Annotated in this window: 20 protein-coding genes; 12 read left to right on the top strand and 8 right to left on the bottom strand. The window is 60.6% G+C overall.

Annotation, left to right across the window (positions count from 1 at the left end; all coding sequences use genetic code 11):
* Positions 1 to 52: 52 nt before the first annotated feature.
* From yidC to rpmH, 3 genes are all read right to left on the bottom strand, one after another.
* Positions 53 to 1,750, bottom strand: a complete 1,698-nt coding sequence (gene yidC / locus ACUN9V_RS10770) for a membrane protein insertase YidC (protein ID WP_110693576.1) — start codon at positions 1,748 to 1,750, stop codon at positions 53 to 55.
* A 105-nt stretch (positions 1,751 to 1,855) separates the two neighbouring features.
* Positions 1,856 to 2,239 carry a ribonuclease P protein component gene (gene rnpA, locus ACUN9V_RS10775; RefSeq protein WP_075561442.1) on the bottom strand — a complete coding sequence of 128 codons (384 nt, stop codon included), beginning with the start codon at positions 2,237 to 2,239 and terminating at the stop codon, positions 1,856 to 1,858.
* Between the two features lie 11 nt (positions 2,240 to 2,250).
* Positions 2,251 to 2,385, bottom strand: coding sequence for a 50S ribosomal protein L34 (rpmH, locus tag ACUN9V_RS10780; protein WP_011508608.1), 135 nt, complete (start codon positions 2,383 to 2,385; stop codon positions 2,251 to 2,253).
* A gap of 616 nt (positions 2,386 to 3,001) precedes the next feature.
* On the opposite strand from rpmH, the gene dnaA reads away from it, so the two are divergent.
* From dnaA to ACUN9V_RS10820, 8 genes are all read left to right on the top strand, one after another.
* On the top strand, positions 3,002 to 4,477 hold the full coding sequence (gene dnaA / locus ACUN9V_RS10785) for a chromosomal replication initiator protein DnaA (RefSeq protein ID WP_075561441.1): 1,476 nt from the start codon (positions 3,002 to 3,004) through the stop codon (positions 4,475 to 4,477).
* Between the two features lie 184 nt (positions 4,478 to 4,661).
* Complete coding sequence (dnaN, locus tag ACUN9V_RS10790) at positions 4,662 to 5,765, top strand: DNA polymerase III subunit beta (RefSeq protein ID WP_075561440.1); 1,104 nt, start codon at positions 4,662 to 4,664, stop codon at positions 5,763 to 5,765.
* 248 nt (positions 5,766 to 6,013) lie between these two features.
* Positions 6,014 to 7,099 carry a DNA replication/repair protein RecF gene (gene recF, locus ACUN9V_RS10795; protein ID WP_445511376.1) on the top strand — a complete coding sequence of 362 codons (1,086 nt, stop codon included), beginning with the start codon at positions 6,014 to 6,016 and terminating at the stop codon, positions 7,097 to 7,099.
* 19 nt (positions 7,100 to 7,118) lie between these two features.
* Positions 7,119 to 9,533, top strand: coding sequence for a DNA topoisomerase (ATP-hydrolyzing) subunit B (gene gyrB / locus ACUN9V_RS10800; protein WP_075561438.1), 2,415 nt, complete (start codon positions 7,119 to 7,121; stop codon positions 9,531 to 9,533).
* Between the two features lie 504 nt (positions 9,534 to 10,037).
* The gene (locus ACUN9V_RS10805; RefSeq protein WP_445511377.1) at positions 10,038 to 11,330 is read left to right on the top strand and encodes an ABC transporter substrate-binding protein; all 1,293 of its coding nucleotides are present in this window, start codon (positions 10,038 to 10,040) and stop codon (positions 11,328 to 11,330) included.
* Between the two features lie 54 nt (positions 11,331 to 11,384).
* Entirely contained in the window at positions 11,385 to 12,290 is a 906-nt protein-coding gene (locus tag ACUN9V_RS10810) for a carbohydrate ABC transporter permease (RefSeq protein ID WP_445511378.1), read from the top strand.
* The gene (locus tag ACUN9V_RS10815) at positions 12,287 to 13,162 is read left to right on the top strand and encodes a carbohydrate ABC transporter permease (RefSeq protein ID WP_445511379.1); all 876 of its coding nucleotides are present in this window, start codon (positions 12,287 to 12,289) and stop codon (positions 13,160 to 13,162) included. Before ACUN9V_RS10810 ends, ACUN9V_RS10815 begins: the two co-directional genes overlap by 4 nt.
* Positions 13,163 to 13,169: 7 nt before the next feature.
* Positions 13,170 to 14,324 carry an ABC transporter ATP-binding protein gene (locus ACUN9V_RS10820; RefSeq protein ID WP_445511380.1) on the top strand — a complete coding sequence of 385 codons (1,155 nt, stop codon included), beginning with the start codon at positions 13,170 to 13,172 and terminating at the stop codon, positions 14,322 to 14,324.
* Between the two features lie 22 nt (positions 14,325 to 14,346).
* On the opposite strand, the gene ACUN9V_RS10825 is transcribed toward ACUN9V_RS10820, so the two are convergent.
* Positions 14,347 to 15,783 (bottom strand): aminotransferase-like domain-containing protein, encoded by a 1,437-nt coding sequence (locus ACUN9V_RS10825; RefSeq protein WP_445511381.1) that lies wholly within the window; start codon positions 15,781 to 15,783, stop codon positions 14,347 to 14,349.
* Between the two features lie 200 nt (positions 15,784 to 15,983).
* Here ACUN9V_RS10825 and ACUN9V_RS10830 point away from each other — a divergent pair, with 200 nt between their 5' ends.
* Both ACUN9V_RS10830 and gabT read left to right on the top strand, forming a co-directional pair.
* Positions 15,984 to 17,405, top strand: coding sequence for an APC family permease (locus ACUN9V_RS10830; protein WP_445511382.1), 1,422 nt, complete (start codon positions 15,984 to 15,986; stop codon positions 17,403 to 17,405).
* Between the two features lie 93 nt (positions 17,406 to 17,498).
* Positions 17,499 to 18,776, top strand: a complete 1,278-nt coding sequence (gene gabT / locus ACUN9V_RS10835) for a 4-aminobutyrate--2-oxoglutarate transaminase (RefSeq protein WP_445511383.1) — start codon at positions 17,499 to 17,501, stop codon at positions 18,774 to 18,776.
* 100 nt (positions 18,777 to 18,876) lie between these two features.
* Here gabT and ACUN9V_RS10840 read toward each other — a convergent pair whose 3' ends face one another.
* Positions 18,877 to 19,350: a GNAT family N-acetyltransferase gene (locus ACUN9V_RS10840; RefSeq protein ID WP_445511384.1), complete on the bottom strand. Its 474-nt coding sequence runs from the start codon at positions 19,348 to 19,350 to the stop codon at positions 18,877 to 18,879.
* 146 nt (positions 19,351 to 19,496) lie between these two features.
* Between ACUN9V_RS10840 and ACUN9V_RS10845 the strand changes: the two genes are divergently transcribed.
* Positions 19,497 to 20,468: a threo-3-hydroxy-L-aspartate ammonia-lyase gene (locus tag ACUN9V_RS10845; protein ID WP_445511385.1), complete on the top strand. Its 972-nt coding sequence runs from the start codon at positions 19,497 to 19,499 to the stop codon at positions 20,466 to 20,468.
* A 131-nt stretch (positions 20,469 to 20,599) separates the two neighbouring features.
* On the opposite strand, the gene exaC is transcribed toward ACUN9V_RS10845, so the two are convergent.
* Entirely contained in the window at positions 20,600 to 22,120 is a 1,521-nt protein-coding gene (gene exaC, locus ACUN9V_RS10850; protein WP_445511386.1) for an acetaldehyde dehydrogenase ExaC, read from the bottom strand.
* A gap of 218 nt (positions 22,121 to 22,338) precedes the next feature.
* Between exaC and ACUN9V_RS10855 the strand changes: the two genes are divergently transcribed.
* A complete protein-coding gene (locus ACUN9V_RS10855) occupies positions 22,339 to 22,740 on the top strand; it encodes a hypothetical protein (RefSeq protein ID WP_075561425.1) in 402 nt (133 codons plus the stop codon).
* Between the two features lie 278 nt (positions 22,741 to 23,018).
* On the opposite strand, the gene ACUN9V_RS10860 is transcribed toward ACUN9V_RS10855, so the two are convergent.
* On the bottom strand, positions 23,019 to 25,085 hold the full coding sequence (locus tag ACUN9V_RS10860) for an AsmA family protein (RefSeq protein WP_445511387.1): 2,067 nt from the start codon (positions 25,083 to 25,085) through the stop codon (positions 23,019 to 23,021).
* 230 nt (positions 25,086 to 25,315) lie between these two features.
* Positions 25,316 to 25,855 carry a D-glycero-beta-D-manno-heptose 1,7-bisphosphate 7-phosphatase gene (gene gmhB / locus ACUN9V_RS10865; protein WP_445511388.1) on the bottom strand — a complete coding sequence of 180 codons (540 nt, stop codon included), beginning with the start codon at positions 25,853 to 25,855 and terminating at the stop codon, positions 25,316 to 25,318.
* Positions 25,856 to 25,896: the final 41 nt, after the last annotated feature.

Consider the following 25,896-nt stretch of genomic DNA (forward strand, 5'->3'; position numbering starts at 1 on the left):
AGACCCTCGCCGAAGCGAGGGTCTGGACGTTGCGGCAGGCTCCGATCGAGCGTCAGCCTTTGGCTTTCACCGCCTTGCCGCCACCTGCGTCGTCCTTCATTACCTTGTTGGTAATGAACCACTGCTGCAGGATCGAGATGCTGTTGTTCACGACCCAGTAGATCACCAGGCCGGCCGGGAACCACAGGAAGAAGAAGGTGAAGACGATCGGCAGCATCTTCATGATCTTCGCCTGCATCGGGTCCGGCGGTGTCGGGTTCAGGAACTGCTGGAGCAGCATGGTGCCGCCCATGATGATCGGCAGGATGAAGTACGGATCCTTGGCCGACAGATCCTGAATCCAGAGCATGAACGGCGCGTGGCGCAGCTCGACCGACTCCATCAACATCCAGTAGAGCGCGATGAACACCGGCATCTGGATGACCATCGGCAGACAGCCGCCAAGAGGATTGATCTTCTCCTTCTTGTAGAACTTCATCATCTCCTGCGACATGCGCTGGCGGTCGTCGCCGTACTGTTCCTTGAGCCGCTTCATCTCCGGGCCCATCTTGCGCATCCGCGCCATCGACTTGTAGGCCTTGGCGGCGAGCGGGAACAGCACGATCTTGACGCAGACGGTCAGCAGGACGATGGACCAGCCCCAGTTGCCGATCAGGGCATGAATCTTCGTCAGCAGCCAGAACAGCGGGTTGGCCAGGAACCACAGCCAGCCGAAATCGACGGTCAGCTCTAGATGCGGAGCTACCGCTTCGAGGCGCTCCTGCACCTTCGGTCCCACGAACAGCGTGGCGTCGAGCGATGTCTGCTGCCCGGGTTCGATGGTCTGATTGGGACCGGCGAAGGCGGCTACGGTACGGTCGCGGTTGTCGACATTGCCGTAGTAGAGATTCTGCTGATCCGGGTTCGGCACCCACGCCGAGGTGAAGTAGTGCTGAATCACCGCGACCCAGCCACCTTTCACGTCTCGATTCTGGAAGTCGCCGTCACGGATATCGTCGAACTTGACCTTGCTGTAGTGCTCGTCCGGCGAGGAGAACGCGGCACCCAGGAACGAGTGCATGCCGACGCCGGAACCGCTGGCCGGATCCGGGCTCTGGTCGCGTGCCAACTGGCCGATAAAGCGAGCGGTGACCGGCTGCTGGCTCTCGTTGTCGATCCGGTACTCGACCTTGACGGCGTAGTCGTCGCGATTGATGACGAAGCGCTTGACGATGTCGACGCCGTTGACGCTGCCGTGCAGGTCGACGTTGATCGAATCCTGACCTTCGCTGAGCTGGTAGCTGTTGCGGTCGGCAGTGAACGCGATGCGCCCCGAATGGCCTTCGATCTGCAGACCGGACTTGGCCACGTAACTGCGCACCTTGTTGTCGCTGAGCAGTACGAAAGGGGTGTCGGAGTCGAGGGCCTGATCATGTCCGAACAGCGCGGCATAGACGATGTCGCCGCCATTGGGATTGATGCGCAGATCGAGCACATCGCTCTGGACCTGAATCAGGTTGCTGCCTTGCGCGGTATCGGCGTCGGCGGGCATGTCGTCCTGAATCGGCTTGGCCTTGCCGTCGCTGCCGGTAGGTGCAGAGAGCGCACCGACATCGCCGTCTTCACCGCTATTGTTGCCACCCGATGAAGCCGCCATCTCCGGCGCCGGGTTGTTCACGACGTTCTGACCGTAGTCCTGATTCCACTGCATGATCAGCAGATAGGCCAGCACGGCCAGAGGAATCACGAAAAGGAGGCGTTTCAAATCCATATAGGGGTCTGCCCGGTAGGGGAATGGGTCAGTGGGCGCCGGGCATCGGCGGACGACCGGCAGCATTTGCCGGTGCTCCCCGGCCTTTGACGCGGGGATGTCCGATCAAGAAGACGAAACGTCCTGTTGCGTCTGACGAGCGGATTTTTCCAGACGCCGCCACATGCCATTGAGCTGACGAGAGACGCTGGCGTTATCCTGCTCGTGCAATCCTCGTCGCGCGAGTATGACGATATCCACTGCCGGTAAACGATGCTGCTGATGGCGAACGGACTCGCGCACAAGACGCTTGAGGCGATTGCGGTCGACGGCACGGCGCACGTTCTTCTTGCTGAAGATCAACCCGATCCGCGGATGGCCCAGTGCGTTGGGACGGGCCAACGCCAGTATTCCTTTACCGTGGACCTTATAGGGAGCGTGGTCGAAAACGTGCTTGTAGTCCCCGGCTGTCAGCAAACGCAGCTGCCGGGGAAAACGCTGATCGGGCACCCGGTGTCCGATCAGGCGCTGAGACGCTTACGGCCTTTGGCGCGACGACGAGCAAGGACTTGGCGGCCGTTCTTGGTGGCCATGCGGGCGCGAAAACCGTGGACGCGCTTACGCTTCAGAACGCTGGGCTGGAAGGTGCGTTTCATAGCTGCTGATTCCCAATTAGTTGATTTCTAAAGAAAACGGGTTGAAGCGGGGTGCCCGGCACGCGCAACGGGAGCGGGCTCACTCGACTCAAGAGCGGGAATTCTAGTGAATCCGTAGTTCGGGTGCAATTTTTCCGTGAATTATCCACACCCGGACCAGGCTCAAATGGCGGCCCGCCCTGCTCGATTTCGTCGGCTGGCGGCCCTTGGCGTTGTCGCGATGAGCGATCGATTTCGATTCCTCGGCCGAGCGGCGAGATCGCGATTTCTCGACTCTGTCAATCACATCATGTGGTTAACAATGGGGATAACAGTTGTTAATAACTCATTTATTAGCATGTAAAACAATGATTTATGCTTTATTTCAGGTTGTGGGGAAAGTGCGTGAAGGCGGTGTATAGCGCGGGGATGAATGCGCTCAGGGAAACTTGGCCGAACGACGCTGCGTCGATGTTTCCCCATCCTATACCGTAGAATCCACAGGATTGTCACCTTGCTATCCTTCAGTTATCCACAGTTGGTCGAGATTTCGACATCGTGTGGATAACCTGACGGGCCGACGCTACAATGTGCGGCCGTTTTTTCGATTCCATTTCCCAACGTTCGGTGAGGTCGTGTGTCTGTCGCTCTCTGGCAACAATGTCTGAACTCGCTGCAGGACGAATTGAGCTCTCAGCAATTCAATACCTGGATTCGTCCTCTGCAGGCAGAGGACGGCGAAATGGACGAGCTCTGTCTTCTCGCCCCCAATCGCTTCGTACGTGACTGGGTCAGCGACAAGTATCTGAAGCGAATCAATGAACTGTTGCGTGAATCCACGTCCAGCAGCAAGCCTCCCAAGGTGCAGCTGACGGTCGGCAGTCGCCGGGCCGCAGCGGTATCGCCGCGGGATCTGGGGGCACCGGTTTCCGCGCCCAGTCGTCCGTCCCAGCGACAGGCGGCCGCGCCCAGCGTGCAGACCGAATCGCGTTCGAGCGAGGCGGCGGAGGAGCGTCAGCTCGACCGATCCCGCGAAGAGAGCGGCCGGCGAGGCAGAGAGCGCCAGGTCCAGGTCGAAGGTGGGCTCAAGCACGGCAATGGTCTCAATTCGAACTTCACCTTCGAAACGTTCGTCGAGGGCAAGTCGAACCAGTTGGCGCGTGCCGCCTCGCGGCAGGTCTCGGAAAACCCCGGCGGTGCCTACAACCCGCTGTTTCTCTACGGGGGCGTGGGGTTGGGCAAGACCCACCTGATGCACGCGGTGGGCAATCATCTGGCTGGGCTTCGCGACAATGCCAAGGTCGTCTATCTTCACTCCGAGCGTTTCGTCGCCGACATGGTCAAGGCGCTGCAGCTCAACGCGATCAACGACTTCAAGCGTTTCTACCGCAGCGTCGATGCCCTGCTGATCGACGATATCCAGTTCTTTGCCGGCAAGGAGCGTTCCCAGGAGGAGTTCTTCCATACGTTCAACGCTCTGCTGGAAGGCGGGCAGCAGATGATCCTGACCTCGGACCGTTATCCCAAGGAGATTAGCGGCGTCGAAGAGCGGCTGAAATCCCGCTTCGGCTGGGGCCTGACGGTGGCGATCGAGCCGCCGGAGCTCGAGACGCGCGTGGCGATCCTGATGAAAAAGGCCGATCAGGCCAAGGTCGATCTTCCCCACGATGCGGCGTTCTTCATCGCCCAGAAGATCCGTTCCAACGTGCGCGAGCTGGAAGGCGCGCTCAAGAAGGTGATCGCCGACTCCCACTTCATGGGCAAGACGATCACTCAGGACTTCATCCGCGAATCGCTCAAGGATCTGCTGGCGCTGCAGGACAAGCAGGTCGGTATCGAGAATATCCAGCGTACGGTGGCGGAGTACTACAAGATCAAGCTCGCGGACCTGCTCTCCAAGCGCCGCTCGCGCTCGGTGGCGCGGCCGCGTCAGGTGGCGATGGCGCTGGCCAAGGAGCTGACCAATCACAGTCTGCCGGAGATCGGCGACGCCTTCGGCGGGCGCGATCACACGACCGTGCTGCATGCCTGCCGCAAGGTCGTGGCGCTGAAAGAAGAGAGTGCGGACATTCGCGAGGACTACAAGAATCTGATGCGATTGTTGACCAGTTGAGCCACTGCGCCGTGAATTCGAGCCCGTAAGGGATTGCGGGCGGCGTCCGGCGAGGCAAGAATGGGACGGCGCGGTCCGAGAGCTTACATCGGCGATCCCCATGCGGGATCGTTCCCGTTCAGGTCCATCGAGCCGGCCGGGAACTATTGCTTCAGCTTAGATTCATTCCAACTACGGAGCCCCAATGAAATTTTCCATCTCTCGCGAAGCCCTGCTGCGCCCGCTGACACTGGTGGCCGGGGTGGTAGAGCGCCGTCAGACGCTGCCGGTGCTCTCCAATGTGCTGATCGAAGTCCAGGACAACCAGTTGGCGCTGACCGGCACCGATCTCGAGGTGGAATTGATCGGCCGCGCGACGCCGGCGCTGGTCGACGAGCCCGGTTCCGTGACCGTGCCGGCGCGCAAGCTGATGGACATCTGCAAGTCGCTGCCGGATCAGTCGGACATCAGCTTTTCGCTGGAAGACGGGCGGGTCGTGCTGCGCGCCGGGCGTTCGCGTTTCACGCTGTCCACGCTGCCGGTGGCCGAGTTCCCCAATATCGAAGACGGTCAGAACGACACCACGCTGTCGCTGCCGCGGGGCACGTTGAAGTATCTGATCGATGCGACGTCGTTCGCCATGGCGCAGCAGGACGTGCGCTATTACCTCAACGGCATGCTGCTTGAGCTGGCCGATCATCTGGTGCGTACGGTGGCCACCGACGGCCACCGTCTGGCGGTGTGTGAACGCAGCGCCGATATCGAGATGGAAACCTCGCGCAAGCTGATCGTGCCGCGCAAGGGCGTGCTGGAACTGACCCGACTGCTCGACGGCAGCGACGAACCGGTCGAACTGATGCTGGGCTCCAACCACATCCGCGCCAACACCGGCGAATTCACCTTCACCTCCAAGCTGGTCGACGGCAAGTTCCCGGACTACGACCGGGTCATCCCCAAGGGTGGCGACAAGGTCTTCATCGCCGAACGCGGCGAGCTGCGCCAGAACCTCGCCCGTACCGCGATTCTCTCCAACGAGAAATACCGCGGCGTGCGCCTGCACCTCGAGGAGAACAACCTCAAGGTGATGGCCAACAACCCCGAGCAGGAAGAAGCCGAAGAGAACGTCAGCATCGAATATTCCGGCGATGCGCTGGAGATCGGTTTCAACGTCGGCTATCTGATCGATGTGCTCAATGTGCTGGATGCCGATCGCATGCAGATGACGTTGTCGGACTCCAACAGCAGCGCGCTGATGGAAGAGCCGGGTGGGGGGGATGCCCGGTACGTCGTCATGCCGATGCGCCTCTGACGAAAGGTAATGCCTGCGCGCGCGAACCACTTTGTTGCACGCCCCCCGGCAAGCTCGCCTAACCCCGTTGTTATGTCTCGCTTGCCGGGTGTCGTGCGCCGCGTGTTTCATCACGCTCGCCGATTACCCGCCAGCGGCGGCGGGTCCGATCGTCGCTCGCCGGTTTCTTCCGCCTCGGTGACTGGCACGATTCGATAAACTCGAAGCGATGTCATCGCGATGCCCTTTGCCAAGAGTTTCGAATACTCATGCCGCTTGATCGATTGAACTTCCAAGGCCTGCGTAATCTTGGCGCGCTGGAAATGTCGCCGGGGCCGCATATCAATCTGATCAGCGGTGCCAACGGTAGCGGCAAGACGTCGCTGCTGGAGGGCATTCATGTACTCGGCATGGCGCGCTCCTTTCGGACACAGAAACTCAAGTCGCTGATCGATCACGACGCTGAAGAGACCACGCTGTTCGGCCGGTTGGCGGGTGATCCGCCGCTGCCGATCGGGGTGCGACGTCGTCGTGATAGCGCCGAACTCGACATCCGGGTCAACGGAGAGCGTGCGGCGCGGATAACCCAGTTGGCCGAAGCGCTGCCGCTGCAGTTGATCAACCCCGATGCCTTTCGTCTGCTCGAGGGCTCCCCGGCCTCACGGCGCGAATTTCTCGACTGGGGCGTATTCCACGCCGAACGCGACTTTCTGGATGCCTGGAAACGCGTCAGAAGGGCCTTGAAACATCGGAATGCGCTGCTCAGGCATGATAGAATCGACGTTCAGTCGATACGCATCTGGGAGCGCGAACTGGCGCACTGGAGCGAGCGTCTGGACAGTCTGCGCGAGGACTACATGGCGCGCTTCGCACCGGTCTTCGAGGAGACCCTGGCGGCACTGTTACCGCTGCCGGACCTGACCTTGCGCTACTCGCGGGGTTGGGATCGCCAGCGTGCCTTGCTGGAGGTCTTCGAGACGGGACGCGACACCGATCGCCAGATGGGTTTTACCCAACAGGGGCCGCAGCGCGCCGACCTGCGAATCCGCGTCGGACGTTATGCGGCGGTCGAAGTGCTGTCGCGCGGTCAGCAGAAGCTGGTCGTGAGCGCGTTGAAACTGGCCCAGGGGCAGCTGCTCGAGCAGTTGAGTGGCCGAACCTGCCTCTATTTGATCGATGACCTGCCGGCGGAGCTCGACGGCGACCATCGGCGGATCTTCTGCCAATGGCTCGAGCGGCTCAACTGCCAGGTCTTCATCACCAGCGTCGATCGCGAGGCGCTGGCCGACGTCTGGCAGCCAGACACGGATGTGGTGGCGTCGCAACTCGCCGGCGGACGGCTGCATTCGGAATGATTTCACCACGGAGTGAGCAATGAGCGAACAGGCCTACGATTCATCGAGCATCAAGGTCCTCAAGGGACTGGACGCGGTGCGCAAGCGTCCCGGCATGTACATCGGCGACACCGATGACGGCACCGGGCTGCACCACATGGTGTTCGAAGTCGTCGACAACTCCATCGACGAAGCGCTGGCCGGTCATTGCAGCGAGATCCGGATCGTCATCCATCCGGACGAGTCGATCACCGTTTCCGACGATGGCCGCGGGATTCCCACGGATATTCACGACGAAGGCGTTTCTGCCGCCGAAGTGATCATGACCGTGCTGCATGCCGGGGGTAAGTTCGACGATAACTCCTACAAGGTCTCCGGCGGCCTGCACGGTGTCGGCATTTCGGTGGTCAACGCGCTCTCTGAACAGCTCAAGCTGGTCATCTGGCGTAACAACCAGGTTCACGAGCAGATCTACAAGCACGGCGTACCGCAGGCGCCGCTGGCGATCGTCGGCGATACCGAAAAATCCGGTACCCAGATCAGCTTCAAGCCGTCGAGCGACACCTTCGCCAATATCGAATTTCATTACGATATTCTCGCCAAGCGTCTGCGCGAGCTGTCGTTTCTGAACTCCGGCGTGGCCATCCGGCTGGTCGACGAGCGCGATGGGCGTGAAGAGCTGTTCCATTACGAAGGCGGTCTCAAGGCGTTCGTCGATCACCTCAATACCAATCGCACCGCCATCAATCCGGTCTTCCACTTCGAGATGCAGCGCGAAGACGGCATTGCCGTGGAAGTGGCGATGCAGTGGAACGACACCTTCACCGAGAACGTCTTCTGCTATACCAACAACATTCCGCAGCGCGACGGCGGCACCCACATGGCGGGTTTCCGCGCGGCGCTGACACGAACGCTCAACAGCTACATCGAAGCGGAAGACATCCAGAAGAAGGCCAAGGTCGCCACCGCGGGCGATGATGCGCGTGAGGGGCTGACCGCGATCATCTCGGTCAAGGTGCCGGATCCCAAGTTCTCCTCGCAGACCAAGGACAAGCTGGTCTCTTCCGAGGTCAAGACGGCCGTCGACCAGGAGCTGAGCCGACAGTTTTCCGACTACCTGATCGAGCACCCCAACGAAGCCAAGGCGATCGTCAGCAAGATGATCGATGCGGCGCGTGCGCGTGAAGCCGCGCGCAAGGCCCGCGACATGACGCGGCGCAAGGGCGCGCTGGATATCGCCGGGTTGCCGGGCAAGCTGGCCGACTGTCAGGAGAAGGATCCGAGCCTTTCCGAACTCTACCTGGTCGAGGGTGATTCGGCCGGCGGTAGTGCCAAGCAGGGTCGCGATCGGCGTACCCAGGCGATCCTGCCGCTGAAAGGCAAGATCTTGAACGTCGAGAAGGCGCGCTTCGACAAGATGCTCTCTTCCGCCGAGGTCGGCACGCTGATCACCGCGTTGGGCTGCGGTATCGGCCGCGAAGAGTTCAATCCGGACAAGCTGCGCTACCACTCGATCATCATCATGACCGATGCCGACGTCGATGGATCGCACATCCGCACGCTGCTGCTGACCTTCTTCTTCCGCCAGATGCCGGAGCTGATCGAGCGGGGCCATGTATTCATCGCCCAGCCGCCGCTCTACAAGATCAAGCGCGGCAAGCAGGAGATGTATCTGAAGGACGAGCAGGCGATGACCGACTACCTGACCGCCACGGCGCTGGATGGCGGTCGGCTCTACGTCAATGCCGACGCGCCGGGGATTGGCGGTGAACATCTGGAGTCGCTGGTCAACCAGTATCGTGATGTGATGAAGCGCATCGACCGCCTGTCGCGGGTCTACCCGAACGCCGTGCTGCGAAAGATGGTGCATGCCGTCAAGCTCGACGAGAGCAACCTCGACGACCGCGGCACCATGCAGACCTGGATCGACGCGCTGCAGGTGGAGATGGACTCGCTGATCGCCCATGAGGGCGGCCCGCGCTACACCTTCCAGCTGGAAGAAGATACCGAGCGTGGCCTGTGGCTGCCGAGCGTGGCGTTGACCGCCCACGGCGTGACCACGGACTATATCTGGGGTATCGACTTCTTCCGTAGTGTCGACTATCGGGCGCTGGCCGATCTGGGCGAAACCCTGGACGGCCTGATCGAGGAGGGCGCCTATATTGCCCGCGGCGAGCGCCAGAAGCCGATCGACAACTTCTACGATGCCCTTGAGTGGTTGATGCTCGAAGCGCAGCGCGGACTCAGTATCCAGCGCTACAAGGGGCTGGGCGAGATGAACCCGGATCAGTTGTGGGAAACCACCATGGATCCGCAATTCCGGCGCATGTTGCGCGTTTCGATCGAGGATGCGGTTGCCGCCGATCAGATGTTCAATACGCTGATGGGCGACGAGGTCGAACCGCGGCGCGACTTCATCGAACGTTTTGCCTTGGTAGCCAATCTGGACGTGTAGGGAAGTCTGGATGTAAAGGGCGAGAGTTGGATAGCGACGATTATGGCGTCGAGTCCACTTCGACCTGATATGACAAGTTCGGCGAACAGAGCGGCCCATCCTTTTTGGATGGGCCGCTTTTTTATGCATCGACGTTTTTATGCGTCGCCGCTTTTTATACGTTGCCGATTTTTATGGGTCGCCAAGGACGAGTGACTCATTATCTATTATCAATTATTCAGCCATTGGCGCACGGATAGAACAAGTAGAGGCGTCCTTGCGATATTACCTATTGGTCGATGCGACTTAGGGAGTAGAACCCGGCGTTATCTACCGCCGGACCGGGTTTTCAGCGCCACCAAGTCGTTTCAATGAGCGCGGGGTGAATGGGTGTGCGTCCATGGTTGTATTGTTAGGTAAATGCAGTTAGGTAATAGTCTCAATTATCCCACTTGGTGCGCCAGATGAGGTGGGTCGTTTCGTAAAAGAACTAGATGTTGCCCCAACAAGAAGAGGAATTAAGGGATGCACAGCAATCACAACAGGACCCTCGCCAATCGTCTGGGATTTGCGCTACTTCCATTCGCTTTGGCGCTATCCACCAATACGATGGCGGCTGATACTTCAACGGATAATCAGGTCGAAGTTCTCAACTGGTGGACGTCGGGAGGCGAGGCCAAGGCGCTTGGCGCGTTGAAGGACAGTCTGGCGGACCAGGATATCGGCTGGAAGAACATGCCGGTCGCAGGAGGCGCCGGTACCAATGCAATGGCAGTTCTCCGCTCGCGTATCACCTCGGGCAATCCACCGACAGCGGCCCAGGTGTTGGGTTACGACGCGCAGGACTGGGCCGAGCGTGACGCCTTGAGTTCGCTCGACGACGTCGCCAAGGCGGGGAAATGGGACGAAGTCTTCCCGCAACCGCTGCAGGAGTTCGCCAAGTACGAAGGCCACTGGATCGGAGCACCGTTCGAGATCCATTCCACCAACTGGGTCTGGGCCAATAAATCTTTGATGGACGAATTGGGCATCGAACAGCCCAAGACCTGGGACGATTTCATTGCCTCGTTGAAGAAGGCCAAGGACGCCGGTTATACCGGTCTGGCCTATGGCGGTCAGCCGTGGCAGGACACCACGGTGTTCGAGAACGTGGTGCTGGCGACCGGCGGTGCCGATTTTTATCGACAGGCGCTGATCAATCTCGATCCCGAGGCGCTCGATTCCGACACCATGACGCAGTCGTTCGATCATCTGCGTGAACTGCTGAAGTACAAGGATGACAACTCGCCCGGCCGCGACTGGAACCTGGCCACGGCGATGGTGATCAACGGCAAGGCGCTCTACCAGATCATGGGTGACTGGGCTAAGGGTGAGTTCCTCAACGCCAACCTCGAGCCGGGCAAGGATTTCATGTGCTTCCGCACCCCGGGCACGCAGGATGCCGTGACCTTCAACAGCGATCTGATGATCATGTTCGATACCGATGACAGCGGTCAGCAGAAGATGCAGCAGACCATGGCCAAGATCATCGGCTCACCCGAGTTCCAGATCACCTTCAGCCAGTTCAAGGGCTCGGTGCCGGCGCGTATGGATCTCTCTGCCGACAAGCTCGATGTCTGCGCTCAGCGTGGTTATGAGCAGGTCAAGTCGGCCGCGAAGAACCACACCTTGATGGGTAGCCTGGCGCACGGTTACGCGGCGCCGGCATCGGTCAAGAACGCCGTCTTCGACATCGTCTCCTCCTTCGTCAACAGTGACATGCCAAGCGATGTTGCCGCCGAGCAGCTGGCGATGGCGGTGAAGGGCGCAACGTCCTGATGATCGGCCCCGCCCGTTGGCGGGGCTTCTCATTCACGAATCGAGAGTGATCCGATGTCCAATGCTTCCCCGGATCGGGACGGTGGAGCGCGGGAATGGCTTCAGCGCTGGCTGCCCAAGCTGGTGTTGTCGCCTTCCTGTGTCCTGGTTCTGTTCTTCGTCTACGGCTTCATAGCCTGGACCAGCTACATCTCGTTCAGCGATTCCGGCATGATGCCGGATTACACCTGGGTCGGACTCCATCAGTGGTCGCGGTTGTGGACCTCCTGGACCTGGGGTATCGCGCTGCACAATATCTGGGTCTTCGGGCTTCTCTACATCGTCAGCTGTATCGTGCTGGGCCTGGTGCTGGCGATACTGCTCGATCAGCGCATCCGCGCCGAGGGCGTGCTGCGCACCATCTATCTCTACCCGATGGCGCTCTCCTTCATCGTCACCGGTACCGCCTGGCAGTGGTTTCTCAATCCCGGACTGGGGTTGGAAAAGACCATGCATGACCTGGGCTGGCAGAGTTTCAGCTTCAACTGGCTGATCGATTCCAACATGGCGATCTATACGGTGGTGATCGCTGCGGTATGGCAGGCGACGGGTTTCGTCATGGCGATGTTTCTGGCGGGCCTGCGCGGTATCGACGGCGAGATGATCAAGGCCGCCCAGATCGACGGCGCGCCGGCCTGGAAGATCTATGCGCGCATCATCATTCCCCAGCTGCGACCGGTCTTCATGAGCGCAATCGTGGTACTGGCGCATCTGGCGATCAAGAGTTTCGACCTGATCGTGGCGATGACCGGCGGCGGGCCGGGCAATGCCACGGCGGTGCCGGCGACCTTCATGTACTCCTACGCCTTTTCGCGCAACGAGATGGGCATCGCCGCGGCCAGCGCGGTGTTCATGCTGGCGGTGATCGCCGCGCTGATCATCCCCTATCTCTACTCCGAGCTTCGGGAGCCCCGATCATGAGTGCCGCACTTCCCACCGTACGCCAGGGCGCTGCCACGCGTGCCATCCTCTACGCCATTCTGCTGGTGTTTGCGGTCATCTATCTGCTGCCGCTCTACGTGATGCTGACCACGTCGTTCAAGACGCTGGACGAGATCCATCAGGGCAACATGCTGGCGCTGCCCAGCGAATGGACATTCGCTCCTTGGCGGGAAGCGTGGGGAAGCGCCTGTATCGGTCTCGAATGCGAAGGGGTGCATGGCTACTTCTTCAACAGCATCAAGATCGTGATACCGGCGGTATTGATCTCCGGCCTGCTGGGGGCGTTCAACGGTTACGTATTGACCAAGTGGAAGTTTCGCGGCCACAAGATCGTGTTCGGACTGATCCTGTTCAGCTGCTTCATTCCGTTCCAGATCATCCTGCTGCCGATGGCTCGGATGCTGGGAATTCTGCATCTTGCCGACAGCACATGGGGCCTGGTGCTCGTCCACATCGTCTACGGTATCGGATTCACCACGCTGTTCTTTCGCAACTTCTACGCCAGCTTTCCGGATGAACTGGTGCGGGCGGCGCAGCTCGATGGTGCCGGATTTTTCGTCATCTTCTTCCGGATTCTGCTGCCGGCGTCGGTGCCGATCATCGTGGTCACGATCATCTGGCAGTTCACCAATGTCTGGAACGACTTCCTGTTCGGCGTCTCGTTCGCCTCCGGCGACAGCGCACCGATCACGGTGGCACTCAATAATCTGGTCAATAGCTCCACGGGAGTGAAGGCCTATAACGTCAACATGGCGGCGGCGATGGTGGCGGCCGTGCCGACGCTCATCGTCTATATCCTCGCGGGCAAGTATTTCCTGCGCGGGTTGATGTCGGGATCGGTCAAGGGCTGAGGATCACATGAGCTTTCTGCATATCAATAACGTTCACAAGCGCTTCGGCGAGACCCATGTCCTCAAGGGCATCGATATCTCGATCGAGCAGGGTGACTTTCTGGTCCTGGTAGGGCCGTCGGGCTGTGGCAAGTCGACGCTCCTGAACATGATCGCCGGACTCGATTCGATCAGCGAGGGCGAGCTGCTGCTCGACGGCCGGTGTATCAATGACGTGCATCCGTCACGGCGCGACATTGCCATGGTGTTCCAGTCCTACGCGCTCTACCCGAGCATGACGGTGGCGGGCAACATCGGCTTCGGGCTGGAGATGCGCAAGGTCCCGCGCAAGGAGCGCCGCGAGGCGGTCGATCGGGTCGCGAAGCTGTTGCAGATCGAGAATCTGCTCGATCGCAAACCGGGGCAACTTTCCGGCGGGCAGCGCCAGCGCGTGGCGATGGGGCGGGCGTTGGTGCGTGATCCGCAACTCTTCCTGTTCGACGAACCGCTGTCGAACCTGGATGCCAAGCTGCGCGTCGACATGCGTACCGAAATCAAGCAGCTCCACCAGCGCCTGGGGACCACGATCGTCTATGTCACCCACGACCAGATCGAGGCGATGACGCTGGCGTCGAGAATCGCCGTCATGCGCGGTGGCGAGCTCCAGCAACTGGGGACGCCGCAGGCGGTCTACGACGACCCCAACAATCTGTTCGTCGCCGGTTTCATGGGCTCGCCGTCGATGAACCTGATCGAGGCGCGCATCGTCGAGCGCGATGGCGTGCCGGTAGCACAGGCGGTGTCGGGTGACACTACGCTGACGCTGCCTATCGTGCGCGATCGCGAGGCCCTGCGTGACTGGTGCGATCGCGATGTCATCGTAGGGCTGCGGCCCGAGGCGATCACCGATCCGGCCAGCGCCAATCACCGCGAGGGCAACATTCACGAGGCCGAACTGCCGGTCGAGCTGGTCGAGCCGACCGGCGCCGATCTCTACGTGGTGACGTCGCTCGGGGGTACCCACGTCAACGCCCGCATGCGCCCGGGTACGCCGCTATGTCCGGGCGAACGGACGCGATTCGCCTTCGATGTCTCGCGCATGGTGGTGTTCGATCCCGAGACCGAGCGCCGGATTCGCGACGAGCGTACCGCCGACGTCAGTGACGTGCTGGAGACGGCCTGAGGCTGGCGCGTTGCCGGCACGTTCAGCGCTGCGAGGCGACGAACTCGCGAATGCCGGTAGCGAGGCGTCGGCCCTGACGGTCCAGCGCCTCGCCTTCGACCATGCCGACGCCCAGGATCAGGCCACGCCGGTGGTCGCCCGGGGCGCACACTCGACTCAACGGCCGGGCGACCAGCTGGTGTCGGTTCAGCAGATGCTGTGACAATCGCTCGTCGTCCAGAGTCGCGGCGAGCGACAGGCTCAAGCTGATGTTGCCAGATGGAGGGGAAATGCCGATGACACCTGGCGTCCCGATGAGCAGATCATGTAGCCGCTGCTGGCGCTGCAGGTACTCGCGTGCCATGCGCTGACACCAACCATCCAGATCGCCATCGTCGATGAACGTGGCGAGCACCGCCTGATCGAGCAGCCGCCCTTCGCGAAAGACGCCGGTACGCACCCGGTTGATCGCGGCACTCAGCCCTCTTGGAACCACCAGATAACCCAGTCGCAGGCCCGGAAACATCAGTTTGGAGAACGAGCCGATCAGAATCTGGTTGCCGGCGTCGGGATCGAACGTCAGCTCCCGGTGACAGCCGTCGCCGAATTCGTAGTCGTCTTCCAGAATCCAGTCCGGTTCGAGATGTCGAACGAGTGAATGTTTGTGAGCGCTCACTGACTTCATGCCTAACGGATAATGGTGAGACCCGGTGAAGTAGAGCAGTCTGGGACGAGCCTCTGGCAGCATACCTACATAACCTTCCCGCGGTTCCCAGATGGCGTGCTCGATAACCAGCCCGCCAGCCTGGAAGACGTTCCTGGCCCCCCAGTAGAAGGGTGAGTCCATGACGGCGCGATCGCCATGGTCGGCCAGCGTCAGGGCGCATAGCTGCAGGCCGTGGTGGGCGCCCTCGGTAATCACGATCTGATCGAGTTCGCAGTCGATGCCCCGCCACCGTGCCAGGTAGCCGACGATGGCGCGCTTCAGCGGCCCGTAACCGCCTGAGGCATAGGAGAGCAGCAGCGTGTTGTGGGGCACGGTGATACGCGAGTAGAGCTGGCGCCAGCGGGCGATGGGGAAGTGCACGATATCGGGAACGCCGGGCACGAAAGCGCCGCTCTGGAGCGAACTGGCACCGACATCGCCGAGCAGATCGCTGGCGCGACGAGAGACCGGCCCGGTGGTGACGGCCTCCCGCTCCCGCGGGGGTAAGCGCTTGCACACCCAGGTACCTCGACCATGGTCGGTGATCAGATGGCCCTGATGGACCAGGCTCTCGATCACGCCGGCAAGCGTGTTGCGGGCAACGCCAAGCGTGGCACACAGCGCTCGGTGCCCCGGCAGTCGCTGGCCATCCTGCCATCGCTGCGCAATCAGGCTCTGCAGGGTGTGCTCGAGTCGACAATGTTTGGTCAGATGAACCGGCTGAGCGAGGTAACCCTGCTCGATGCGACTCAACGCCTGGCGACGGTCGTCCATGCGACATCTCGTGAGGGAGGCGGAAAGGAGGCGGAAGGAATCCGTCGATTATGCGCTGGCCATTCCAGGTGGTCTACCTGGAGCGGAAAGTGGTCTAGTCCCGGGCGTGTCTTGGAGTGATAGCGTGACAGCTGGATCGAAGCTCTCGATCTATCGACAACGCTCTCGCCTTCTCAACAACAACCTGAAGAGAAACCCTCATGTCGAATGCTCCTCATCCCCCGGAATTCGTGCGGGTGCTCGCCCGTACCGATGTTCTCGCGTTGGCTTTCGGCGCCATGATCGGCTGGGGCTGGATCGTCCTCACCGGTAGCGCCATTCTCGATGGGGGTAGCGTGGGCGCGATACTGGCGTTCGTCATTGGCGGCATCGCCGTACTGCTGGTGGGGCTGACCTACGCCGAGCTGGCGTCGGCGATGCCCCAGGTCGGTGGCGAACACGTCTACAGCTATCGAGCGCTGGGTCATTTCGCCTCTTTCGTCTGCACCTGGAGCATCGTGCTGGGCTACGTCAGCGTGGCGTCGTTCGAGGCCGTGGCGCTGCCGACGGTGTTCGAACACCTGTTTCCCGGCTACGCCGTCGGCGATCTGTGGACCGTCGCCGGCTGGGAGGTCAAGGCCACCTGGGTCGCGGTCGGCGTGTTCGGCTCGATCGTGATGATGGTGGTCAACTATCTGGGTATTTCCACCGCCGCGCTGCTGCAGAAAGTCGTGACCGGCTTGATCCTGGTGGCGGGGGTGATGTTCGTGACCGGTTCGCTGTTCACCGGCGATAGCGCCAACATGCAGCCGCTGTTCGGCGGCGGCGAGCACGGCGTCTTCGGCGGCATCGTGGCAGTGCTGGTACTGGTGCCGTTTCTGTTCGTCGGTTTCGACGTCATTCCGCAGGCAGCGGAAGAGATCGATCTGCCGTTCCGGGATATCGGCAAGGTGCTGGTACTTTCGGTCATCATGGCGGTGTGCTGGTATACCCTGATCATCCTCGGCACCAGCCTGATGCTCGACAACCAGGCGTTGCAGGGCAGCTCGCTCAGTGTGCCGGATGCGATGACGGCGGTCTTCGACGGCGCCTGGGCGGGCAATCTGATGGTGCTGGCGGGCATAGCCGGCATCATCACCAGCTGGAACGCGTTTTACATCGGCGGCTCGCGGGCGATTTATGCGCTGGCTCACTCCGGTATGTTGCCGGCGTTCCTGGGCAAGCTGCATCCGCGTTACAAGACCCCGACCCATGCCATCATCCTGATCGGCGTGTTCTCCACCGCGGCACCATTCTTCGGACGTCCGGCGCTGGTATGGCTGGTCGATGCCGGCGGCCTGGGTATCGTTCTCGCCTATCTGTTCGTGGCGCTGTCGTTCGTGATTCTGCGTTACCGTGAGCCGGACATGCCGCGTCCCTACCATGTCGGTGCCGGCAAACTGGTCGGCGTGCTGGCGGTGCTGCTGTCGCTGGCCATGACGTGTCTGTATCTGCCCGGCAGCCCGTCGGCGCTGACATCCACCGAGTGGTTGATCTTCGGCAGTTGGATGATCGCCGGATTGGCACTGTACGGATGGGCGCGACAGCACTACGGTCGAGAGATGGACGATCGCCTCATTCGGGCTGCCTACGACAAATCCTGATCTCGATTTCATGGCGCGCCGCCTGCCAAAACCGACGACGACGCGCGATCCACGTTAGCGGCACCCGGTGCCGCGTCAGAGGAGTGTTCATCCATGACCAACGCAGAACTCAATGAACTCAAGCAGCGCTACGTCGCGAATGGTGCGGCCAGCCCGGCCGGCCAGTTCGCCGCTCGTGCGGAGAACGCCGAGCTGTGGGACGAGGACGGCAAGCGCTTCATCGATTTCGCCGGGGGTATCGGGGTGCTCAACATAGGCCACCGTCACCCCAAGGTGGTCGAAGCGGTCAAGGCCCAGCTCGACAAGGTCATGCATACCTGTCAGACCGTCATGCCGTACGAAGGATACGTGCGGGTGGCGCAAAAGCTCAGCGAAGTGACGCCGGTGCGCGGCCATGCCAAGGTGATGCTGGCCAACTCCGGCGCCGAGGCGCTGGAAAACGCGGTCAAGGTAGCGCGTGCCGCCACCGGACGCTCCAGCGTGATCTGCTTTACCGGCGGCTACCATGGCCGGACGTTCATGACCATGGCGATGAACGGCAAGGTGGCACCGTATCGTAACGACTTCGGCCCGATGCCGGGTCAGGTCTACCGCGCGCCCTATCCAGTGCCGTCCATCGGCGTCAGCGAGGAAGAGGCGCTGCGCCATCTCAAGATGACGCTGAAGACCGATGCCAACGTCAACGACACCGCCGCGATCGTGATCGAGCCGGTGCTGGGCGAGGGCGGCTTCCACGCCGCGCCTGCGAGCTTCCTGAAAGCGCTGCGGGAAATCTGCGACGAGCACGGCATCCTGCTCATCGCCGACGAGGTGCAGTCCGGCTTCGGGCGGACCGGTAAGCTGTTCGCCATCGAGCACAGCGGCGTCGAGCCGGACATCATCACCATGGCCAAGAGCATGGCCGATGGCATGCCGATCTCTGCCGTGGTGGGCACCGACAAGGTAATGGACGCCTCCGGCGGCAACTCGCTGGGCGGCACCTACACCGGCAGCCCGGTCTCCTGTGCTGCGGTGCTCGCGGTCATGGAAGTGTTCGAGGAAGAGCGCATTCTGGAGAAGAGCCAGGCGCTCGGCGAGAAGCTCAGAGTGCGTTTCGACAAGTGGCAGCAGGACTACGCCGGTGTCGCCAACGCGCGCAATCTGGGTGCCATGGCGGCCTTCGATCTGGTCACCGACAAGAAGAGCGGCGTGCCCAATGCCGAGCTGGCAGGCAAGCTCTGTCGCGAGGCGCGCGAGCGCGGGTTGATCCTGCTCTCCTGCGGGCTTTACGCCAACACGATTCGCTTCCTGATGCCGGTCACCATCAGTGACGAGGTCCTCGAGGAAGGGCTCGACCTGATCGAGAAGATGCTGAGCGAATTCGGCGCCTGATCGCACGGATGTCTTTTCCCTCTGATGGGGAAGACATCGCACTGACAAAGCCGACGCTGTTCCGCAGCGTCGGCTTTTTCCTGCTCGATAAAGTGAGTGCTTACTGACCCTGCAGGCTTGCTACTCGCCGCATGTCGATATGGGGAATATCGTCTTCAACATAGACATCGCTCACGGGTTCAAACCCATGGCGGCCATAGTAGCCCTGTAGATGGGCCTGGGCGGAAAGCGAGGCTTCGCGGCCGGGCCATCGCGATTCGATTCGCGTCAGTGCGGCGCGCAACAGCTCGTGACCGAGCCCGCCGCCGCGGTAATCGGGATGAATGACCACGCGGCCAATGGAGACGGGCTTGTCGATCTCCTCCGGGACTTTGAGACGCAGGGTCGCCGCGAGACGGTCTGCCGCCAGTACGCTCAGATGGTGCGTCGAACCGTGTAGATCGTGACCATCCAGTTCCTGATAGGGACACTGCTGTTCTACCACGAACACGGCCTCACGCAGCGAGAGCAGCGCGTAAAGCTCGGCAGGATCGAGCTCGGGGCCTGTCTGCCATGTCCAGTCGTATGATGCCATCTGTCTCTTTCCTCGCGGCCGTTCAGCCATCATGATCGAAGATCTTATCCAAGTGCTTTATTTAAGCATTTTGAAAGGCTTTCAATGTAGCGCTGGAAGCGACAACCGCGACAACGACGCGATGACAACGGGAGAACGATGACGGCATGAGCACCCTGGCAATCGACTACGATGACGTGGTAGCGGCACATCGCCGGCTGGAAGGCATCGCACATTGGACACCGGTGCTGCATTCGGCAACGGCGGACGCGCGCACCGGCGCGAGGCTTCACTTCAAGGCCGAGCACCTTCAGCGCGTCGGGGCCTTCAAGTTCCGGGGTGGCTATAACGCCATCAGTCAGTTCGACGCTGAGCAGAGAGCCGCCGGCGTCATCGCGTTCTCCTCGGGCAACCATGCTCAGGCAATCGCACTCTCGGCCAGACTGCATGGCATTCGCGCCGTGATCGTGATGCCCGAGGATGCGCCAGCGATCAAGATCGCGGCCACTCGTGGCTATGGCGCCGAAGTCGTGCTCTATGACCGTTATACCCAGGATCGCGAGGCGCTGGGCCGGGAACTGGCCGATGCCGAAGGGCTGACCTTGATCCCGCCGTTCAACCATCCGCACGTGATGGCGGGGCAGGGTACCGTTGCCGAGGAGCTGTTCGATGATGTCGGTGAGCTGGATACATTGATCGTGCCGCTGGGTGGCGGCGGGCTACTGTCCGGCTGTGCCACGGTTGCCAGGGCACGTTATCCGAACTGTCGAATCATCGGCGTCGAGCCGGAAGCCGGTAACGACGCTCAGCGGAGCCTGGTCAGCGGCAAAATCGTTTCCATCGACACGCCGCGCACCATCGCCGATGGCGCCCAGACCCAGGCGCTGGGTACGCTGACTTTCCCGGTACTCCAGGCGCATGTCGACGAGATCGTCACTGTCTCCGACGCGGAACTCGTTGATGCCATGGGCTTCATGGCCGGACGCATGAAGCAGTTCGTCGAACCGACCGGGTGCCTGGCAGCGGCTGCCGCATTCAGTGGACAGGTGCCGATCGAAGGGCAGCGCGTGGGGATCGTTCTTTCCGGCGGTAACGTCGACCTGAATCGATTTGCCGACTTGATTCAAGACTCTCGGTAATGACCGAGAGCGCTCGGCTGAAACGCGATGAGAATGACCCGTTGTCGATGACATCAGGGCACCCTCACCGCGTTGGTTGGCTCAGTCGCTATCGATGATTTTTCGAGGCGATGGGTAGCCTGACCGAGTGATTAGAAGAATCCCATGGGGTTGACGTCATAGCTGATCAGCAGGTTCTTGGTCTGCTGATAGTGCTCCAGCGCCATTTTGTGGGTCTCTCGACCGACGCCGGATTTCTTGTAGCCACCGAAGGCCGCATGAGCCGGATACTGATGGTAGCAGTTGGTCCACACGCGCCCAGCCTGAATGCCGCGACCCATGCGGTAGGCGCGATTGATGTCGCGAGTCCAGACGCCGGCGCCAAGGCCGAACTCGGTATCGTTGGCGATGGCCAGGGCTTCCGCTTCGTCCTTGAACGTCGTCACCGAGACCACCGGGCCGAAGATCTCCTCCTGGAACACCCGCATCTTGTTGTTGCCTTTCAATAGCGTCGGCTGGATGTAATAGCCCCGCGAAAGATCGTCGCCCAGAGACTCCCGCTCGCCACCGGACAGGAACTCCGCGCCCTCGTCGCGCGCGACGTCCATGTAGGACATGATCTTGTCGAACTGCTCCTGCGATGCCTGAGCGCCCACCTGGGTTTCGGTATCCAGTGGATGGCCGCGCTTGATCTTCTTGACCCGCTCGATGACCTTGACCATGAAGTCGTCGTAGATGCTCTCCTGGATCAGCGCACGGGAAGGGCAGGTACACACTTCGCCCTGGTTGAGAAAGCCCAGCACCAGGCCTTCAGCGCATTTATCGATGAACTCGGGTTCCGCTGACATGATGTCTTCGAAGTAGATGTTCGGTGACTTGCCTCCCAGCTCCACGGTGGAAGGAATGATGTTTTCGGCCGCGCACTTCATGATGTGCGAGCCGACGGGGGTGGAGCCGGTGAAGGCGATCTTGGCAATACGTTTGCTGGAGGCCAGTGCCTGGCCGGCTTCTTCGCCGTAGCCGTTGACGATATTGATGACGCCCTTGGGCAGCAGGTCGTGGATGATCTCGATCACCTTGAAGATCGAGACCGGTGTCTGCTCGGCAGGCTTCAGTACGACACAGTTACCTGCAGCAAGCGCCGGCGCCAGCTTCCAGGTCGCCATCAGGATCGGAAAGTTCCAGGGAATGATCTGGCCCACCACGCCCAACGGTTCGTGAAAATGATAGGAAGCCGTGTTCTCGTCGATTTCGGCGGTGGTGCCCTCCTGGGCCCGAATACAGCCGGCGAAGTAGCGGAAATGGTCGATCGCCAGCGGAATGTCGGCGGCCAGGGTCTCGCGCACGGCCTTGCCGTTATCCCAGGTTTCGGCAACGGCCAGCATTTCCAGATTCTGTTCCATCCGGTCCGCGATTCTGAGCAGCAGGGTCGAACGTTCCTGAACAGAGGTCTTGCCCCAACCGGGCGCGGCCTTGTGGGCGGCGTCCAGTGCCGTATCGATATCCTTCTGGCTCGACCGGGCAACTTCGCAGAACACCTCGCCGGTAACCGGCGTGATGTTGTCGAAATAACGCCCTTCGGCCGGGGGTATCCACTCGCCGCCGATATAGTTGTCGTAGCGCTTCTCGAACCGAGTGATGGCGTCCGAGGTGTTCGGATTGGCGTAATGCATGATGGCTTCTCCTGATGGATCGATCACCGATCGCTGGATTTCCCCTCCCAATCTGCTCTTCCCGGCGGACGCCTGCCATTACGCTTTAGGCGACCCTATCCGGCTTCGCGATCTTCCGTAGACAGGGACCCGTGACTTCGACCAATGGCGAACGGTGACAATAAATCGCAGTGTTACTATGAGTGACAGGGTTCAGCGACCTAGAGGAGGGTCTGACCATGTTACAGACTCAGGAAAAAGCAGTTCAGGATCGCCCGCTGACCGACGACACCGGCTGCTGCCAGATGAGTTCGATCAATCTGCTGGATGACAGCGTCTCCACGCAGAAAGAAGTTCAGGAGCGCAACGTCATGCAGCTATATCTGCTGACGGTTCAGGTGAGAGCACTGATGGACGTGGCTTGTCACCAGGGGCAGGCGGCGTTCCTTACCGAGCGTTTGCGCTTTCACACCGATCAGCTGGAGGCGCAGTTTTCTCATCTGGTGGATAAGCACAAGGGCGCATCGTATACGCGTCATTTCTACGCCCAGCAGCAAAATCGATTCGATGCGGAAATCGAGAAGATCATCGGTGCGCTCGAATCCCTGGGTGAGCAGTACGCCGACAACGCATCACGGTAGTCGCGACGCCCCTCGTGAACTGAAAGAAACACGTGAACTGACTGAAAGACGTGACCTGGCTCACCGAAAGAGTGTCCAACATCTTCATCTCCAGCCCGACGCGATCCAGGTATCGCGTCGGGCTTTTTGATTTGCGGCTTTCGATCTCAAGAGCGCCATGAGATGCCAACCGCCAACGTCATGCACTATTGGGTGATGTTTCACGTGGAACAATCCAGGTCATTCGCTTCCCGTCTTGAGTCGATAGCTCTTCTGAGTTCCGGGATCCTGGCATGAGCTTATCCGTCAGTCTTGACCTGACTCAGGAAATCGTTACAGGGAGTCTTCTCGTCAGCGCTGGGAGATATCAGCGCCAGCAGAGCCGCGGCGGGAGTCGCAACAGTGCCCAGAAATGCACCGATGGCTCCCCGAGCCAGCAGCGATCCCGTGTCCACGCCGGGGGAGGGGTTCTTGAAGGTCCCTTTGACGTAGAGGGGTGAGCGTAGTGTGAAGACGCGGGCTCCCTTGCTCTCCGGCTCAATGGTCAAATCCAGTGCCTCATTACCGAAGTTGACGTTGCCATCGATCTTGACCAGGGCATTTTCCGTATCGATCAGGAAAAAGCGAGTCTTGGCCAACCCATCTTTGACATTGAGGTTGGCTGCCGCGCAGTTGATTTTAACCTGCTCGTCACCGAATAGTTTACCGACCAGGTAGTTGCCCACATTGAGGCCGGCTAATTCCATCAGATTCTGGCTGATCAGGCCATCATTGATCAGCATCTGCAGGTCGCCGTTGCTGCTGCCAAGAATGCTCGCAACGGAATTCCCCGTGCCGCTTAGCGTGGCGTCCCCGTTGAGCTCTCCGCGGCTGTTTTTCATCAGATCCACGTCGGGAAACAGTCGGCTCAGCATCAGGTGACGAATATGCATATCGACCCGGCTTTGCATCGGGCTTTGACTGCCGTCGAGGCGTAACGTGGTATTGAGATTCCCTCCTGCCATGCCGAACCGCAGCGGATCCAGCAGAATCTCCCCGTCCTCCAACGTGACATGGGTATAAATGTCCTCGAGCGGTAGAGAGTCACCGTGCTCGACACGTTTGGCGGTGAACTTGACGTCGGCGTCCATGGTTTTCCACTTGGCCGTATCGAACTCTTCTACCGGCAACAACTTGTCGTCCGGCTGACGGCTGGTTTCGCCGCGGTCGGCTTTTTCGGCATTCGAATCAGCGCCAATCAGAGGCGCAAGGTCGGCGAAGCGCAACTGTCGCGAGACGACTTCGCCCGTGAGTGAGGGGCGCGGTTCACCCATGCGATAGGTAAGATCACCGTGGATGTCGCTATCACCGATCTGGCCGTCGAAGTCGCGATAACGAAAGGACAGCGCATCCTGGGTATTCAGGTTGGCGGTCAAATGGCCTCGAGTGGAATAGGGCGGTGTGTCGGGCAGGGTCACGCCGATGATGCCATAGAGATCGCCCAGGTTCTGACCCGAGAAGCTGAGATCCATATCGACCGTTTTCGGCGATAACGGGTCGGTTATCGTGCCGTTGACGGCCACCTGGGTATTGCCGGCGTCCAGCTTGGCCTGAACGGGATACGGGATATTCCGCTGCTTCAGCGCTTCGGGTCCACCCAGCTTTCCCGAACCCGAGAAGGGCTGCTCGCGATAGGTGCCCTCGGCTTTCCAGCCGAAACGGTAGTCGCCGATCTGCCGATCTTTTGTCTGGCTGACGGCGCTATCATCGTCAGTCAGCTCATTGAATGCGATGGGCTGGCCCAGTAGCTGGAACGTTGCGTCTATGTCGGCAGCCAATATTGCATCTTGATAATGAACATCGATGGGATCGAAGCCGATTTGCCCGACATCGACCGTCCAGCCGTTCTCTTTCGAGCCGTCTTCCTTTGCCTGTTCCTTCTGATCATTACCGCCCAGGTCGAAAGTCCAGTTGTTGCGGCCATCCTCGAGACGAGTGAGGTTCGCCGCGCCGCCGCTCAAGCCGATAGCTGGCAAGGAGAGAGTTTTGCCGAGCAACGGCAGGGGAGATAGCGTGATATCGAGTGTCTTCAGGCGGACGAGGTCGGCATCGGTAATAGTGTCAGGGCTACCAATGTGAATATCTTCGGCATGAACCTGGGGCCAGGGAAACCAATGCCGCCAGCCGCCGTCTCCGGAAGGCCACTGCCAATCGACGCTCAGATCGCCGTCGATGGAAACCTGCCGGTTCAGCGCATCGCTGGCGCGCTGGTTGATCGTCGGCTTGAGCCGATTCCAATCAAAGGTCGCGACCACGATGACCAGTGCGGCCATCGTCAGTATGACAATAGCCAGGACCCAGACGCCCACTCTCTTGCCTCGAGTCATCACGCTATCCCAAGTTCCGTGGTGAAGAATTCAAGGATAGTCGAGGGCTGGAAGAACGTCGCCTTGCCTCATAGGACAGAGCGCCATCCCCCACGAGGCGGTAGGTGCGTGTTTCACGTGAAACAATTCGGAGGCCTCGGCTGTCGTCGGCTTACTGAGCAGCTCGAAATTTTGGAAAGCGGCGAAAGCGCTTGTTCTTTGCTTCTGCTCGTTTTCGCCATGGCCGTCGCCTAGACCAGGCGTTCGGCGAATTCGGCAAGGTCCGCGCAGAGCCAGTCGGGGCGAATGGACCGAGGGAGCTTGGCCAGAGTATCGGCTCCCTTTCCCGTTTCGACCAACGCGGTGAGACAGCCTGCGGCCTGACCGGCCTGGATATCCCGGAGGCTGTCACCGACCATCCAGCTCTGTTCGAGCGACGCGATACCCAGAGACTGTTGAATTTCGAAGATCATGCCGGGCTTGGGCTTGCGACAATCGCAGCCTTCATCGGGCAGATGAGGACAATAGGTGATCAGGGCGATGCTTCCGCCCGCACGTTCAACACGCTCCGTGAGATGGCGGTGAATGTCGTGCAGCGTAGTCAGATCGTAATAACCTCGACCGATGCCGGACTGGTTGGTGGCGATCGCCACCTGCCAGCCGGCGCGGGATAGGCGGGCTATCGCTTCGATCGAACGGGGCAGGGGGCGCCATTCGTCGAGCGATTTGATATAGGCGTCGGAGTCTTCGTTGATGACGCCATCGCGGTCAAGTATGACGAGTCCGGTCATCGGAGGGATCCTGAAATAGAAGGTGAAGAACGGTGCAGGGC

Source organism: Salinicola sp. V024, from assembly GCF_052645315.1.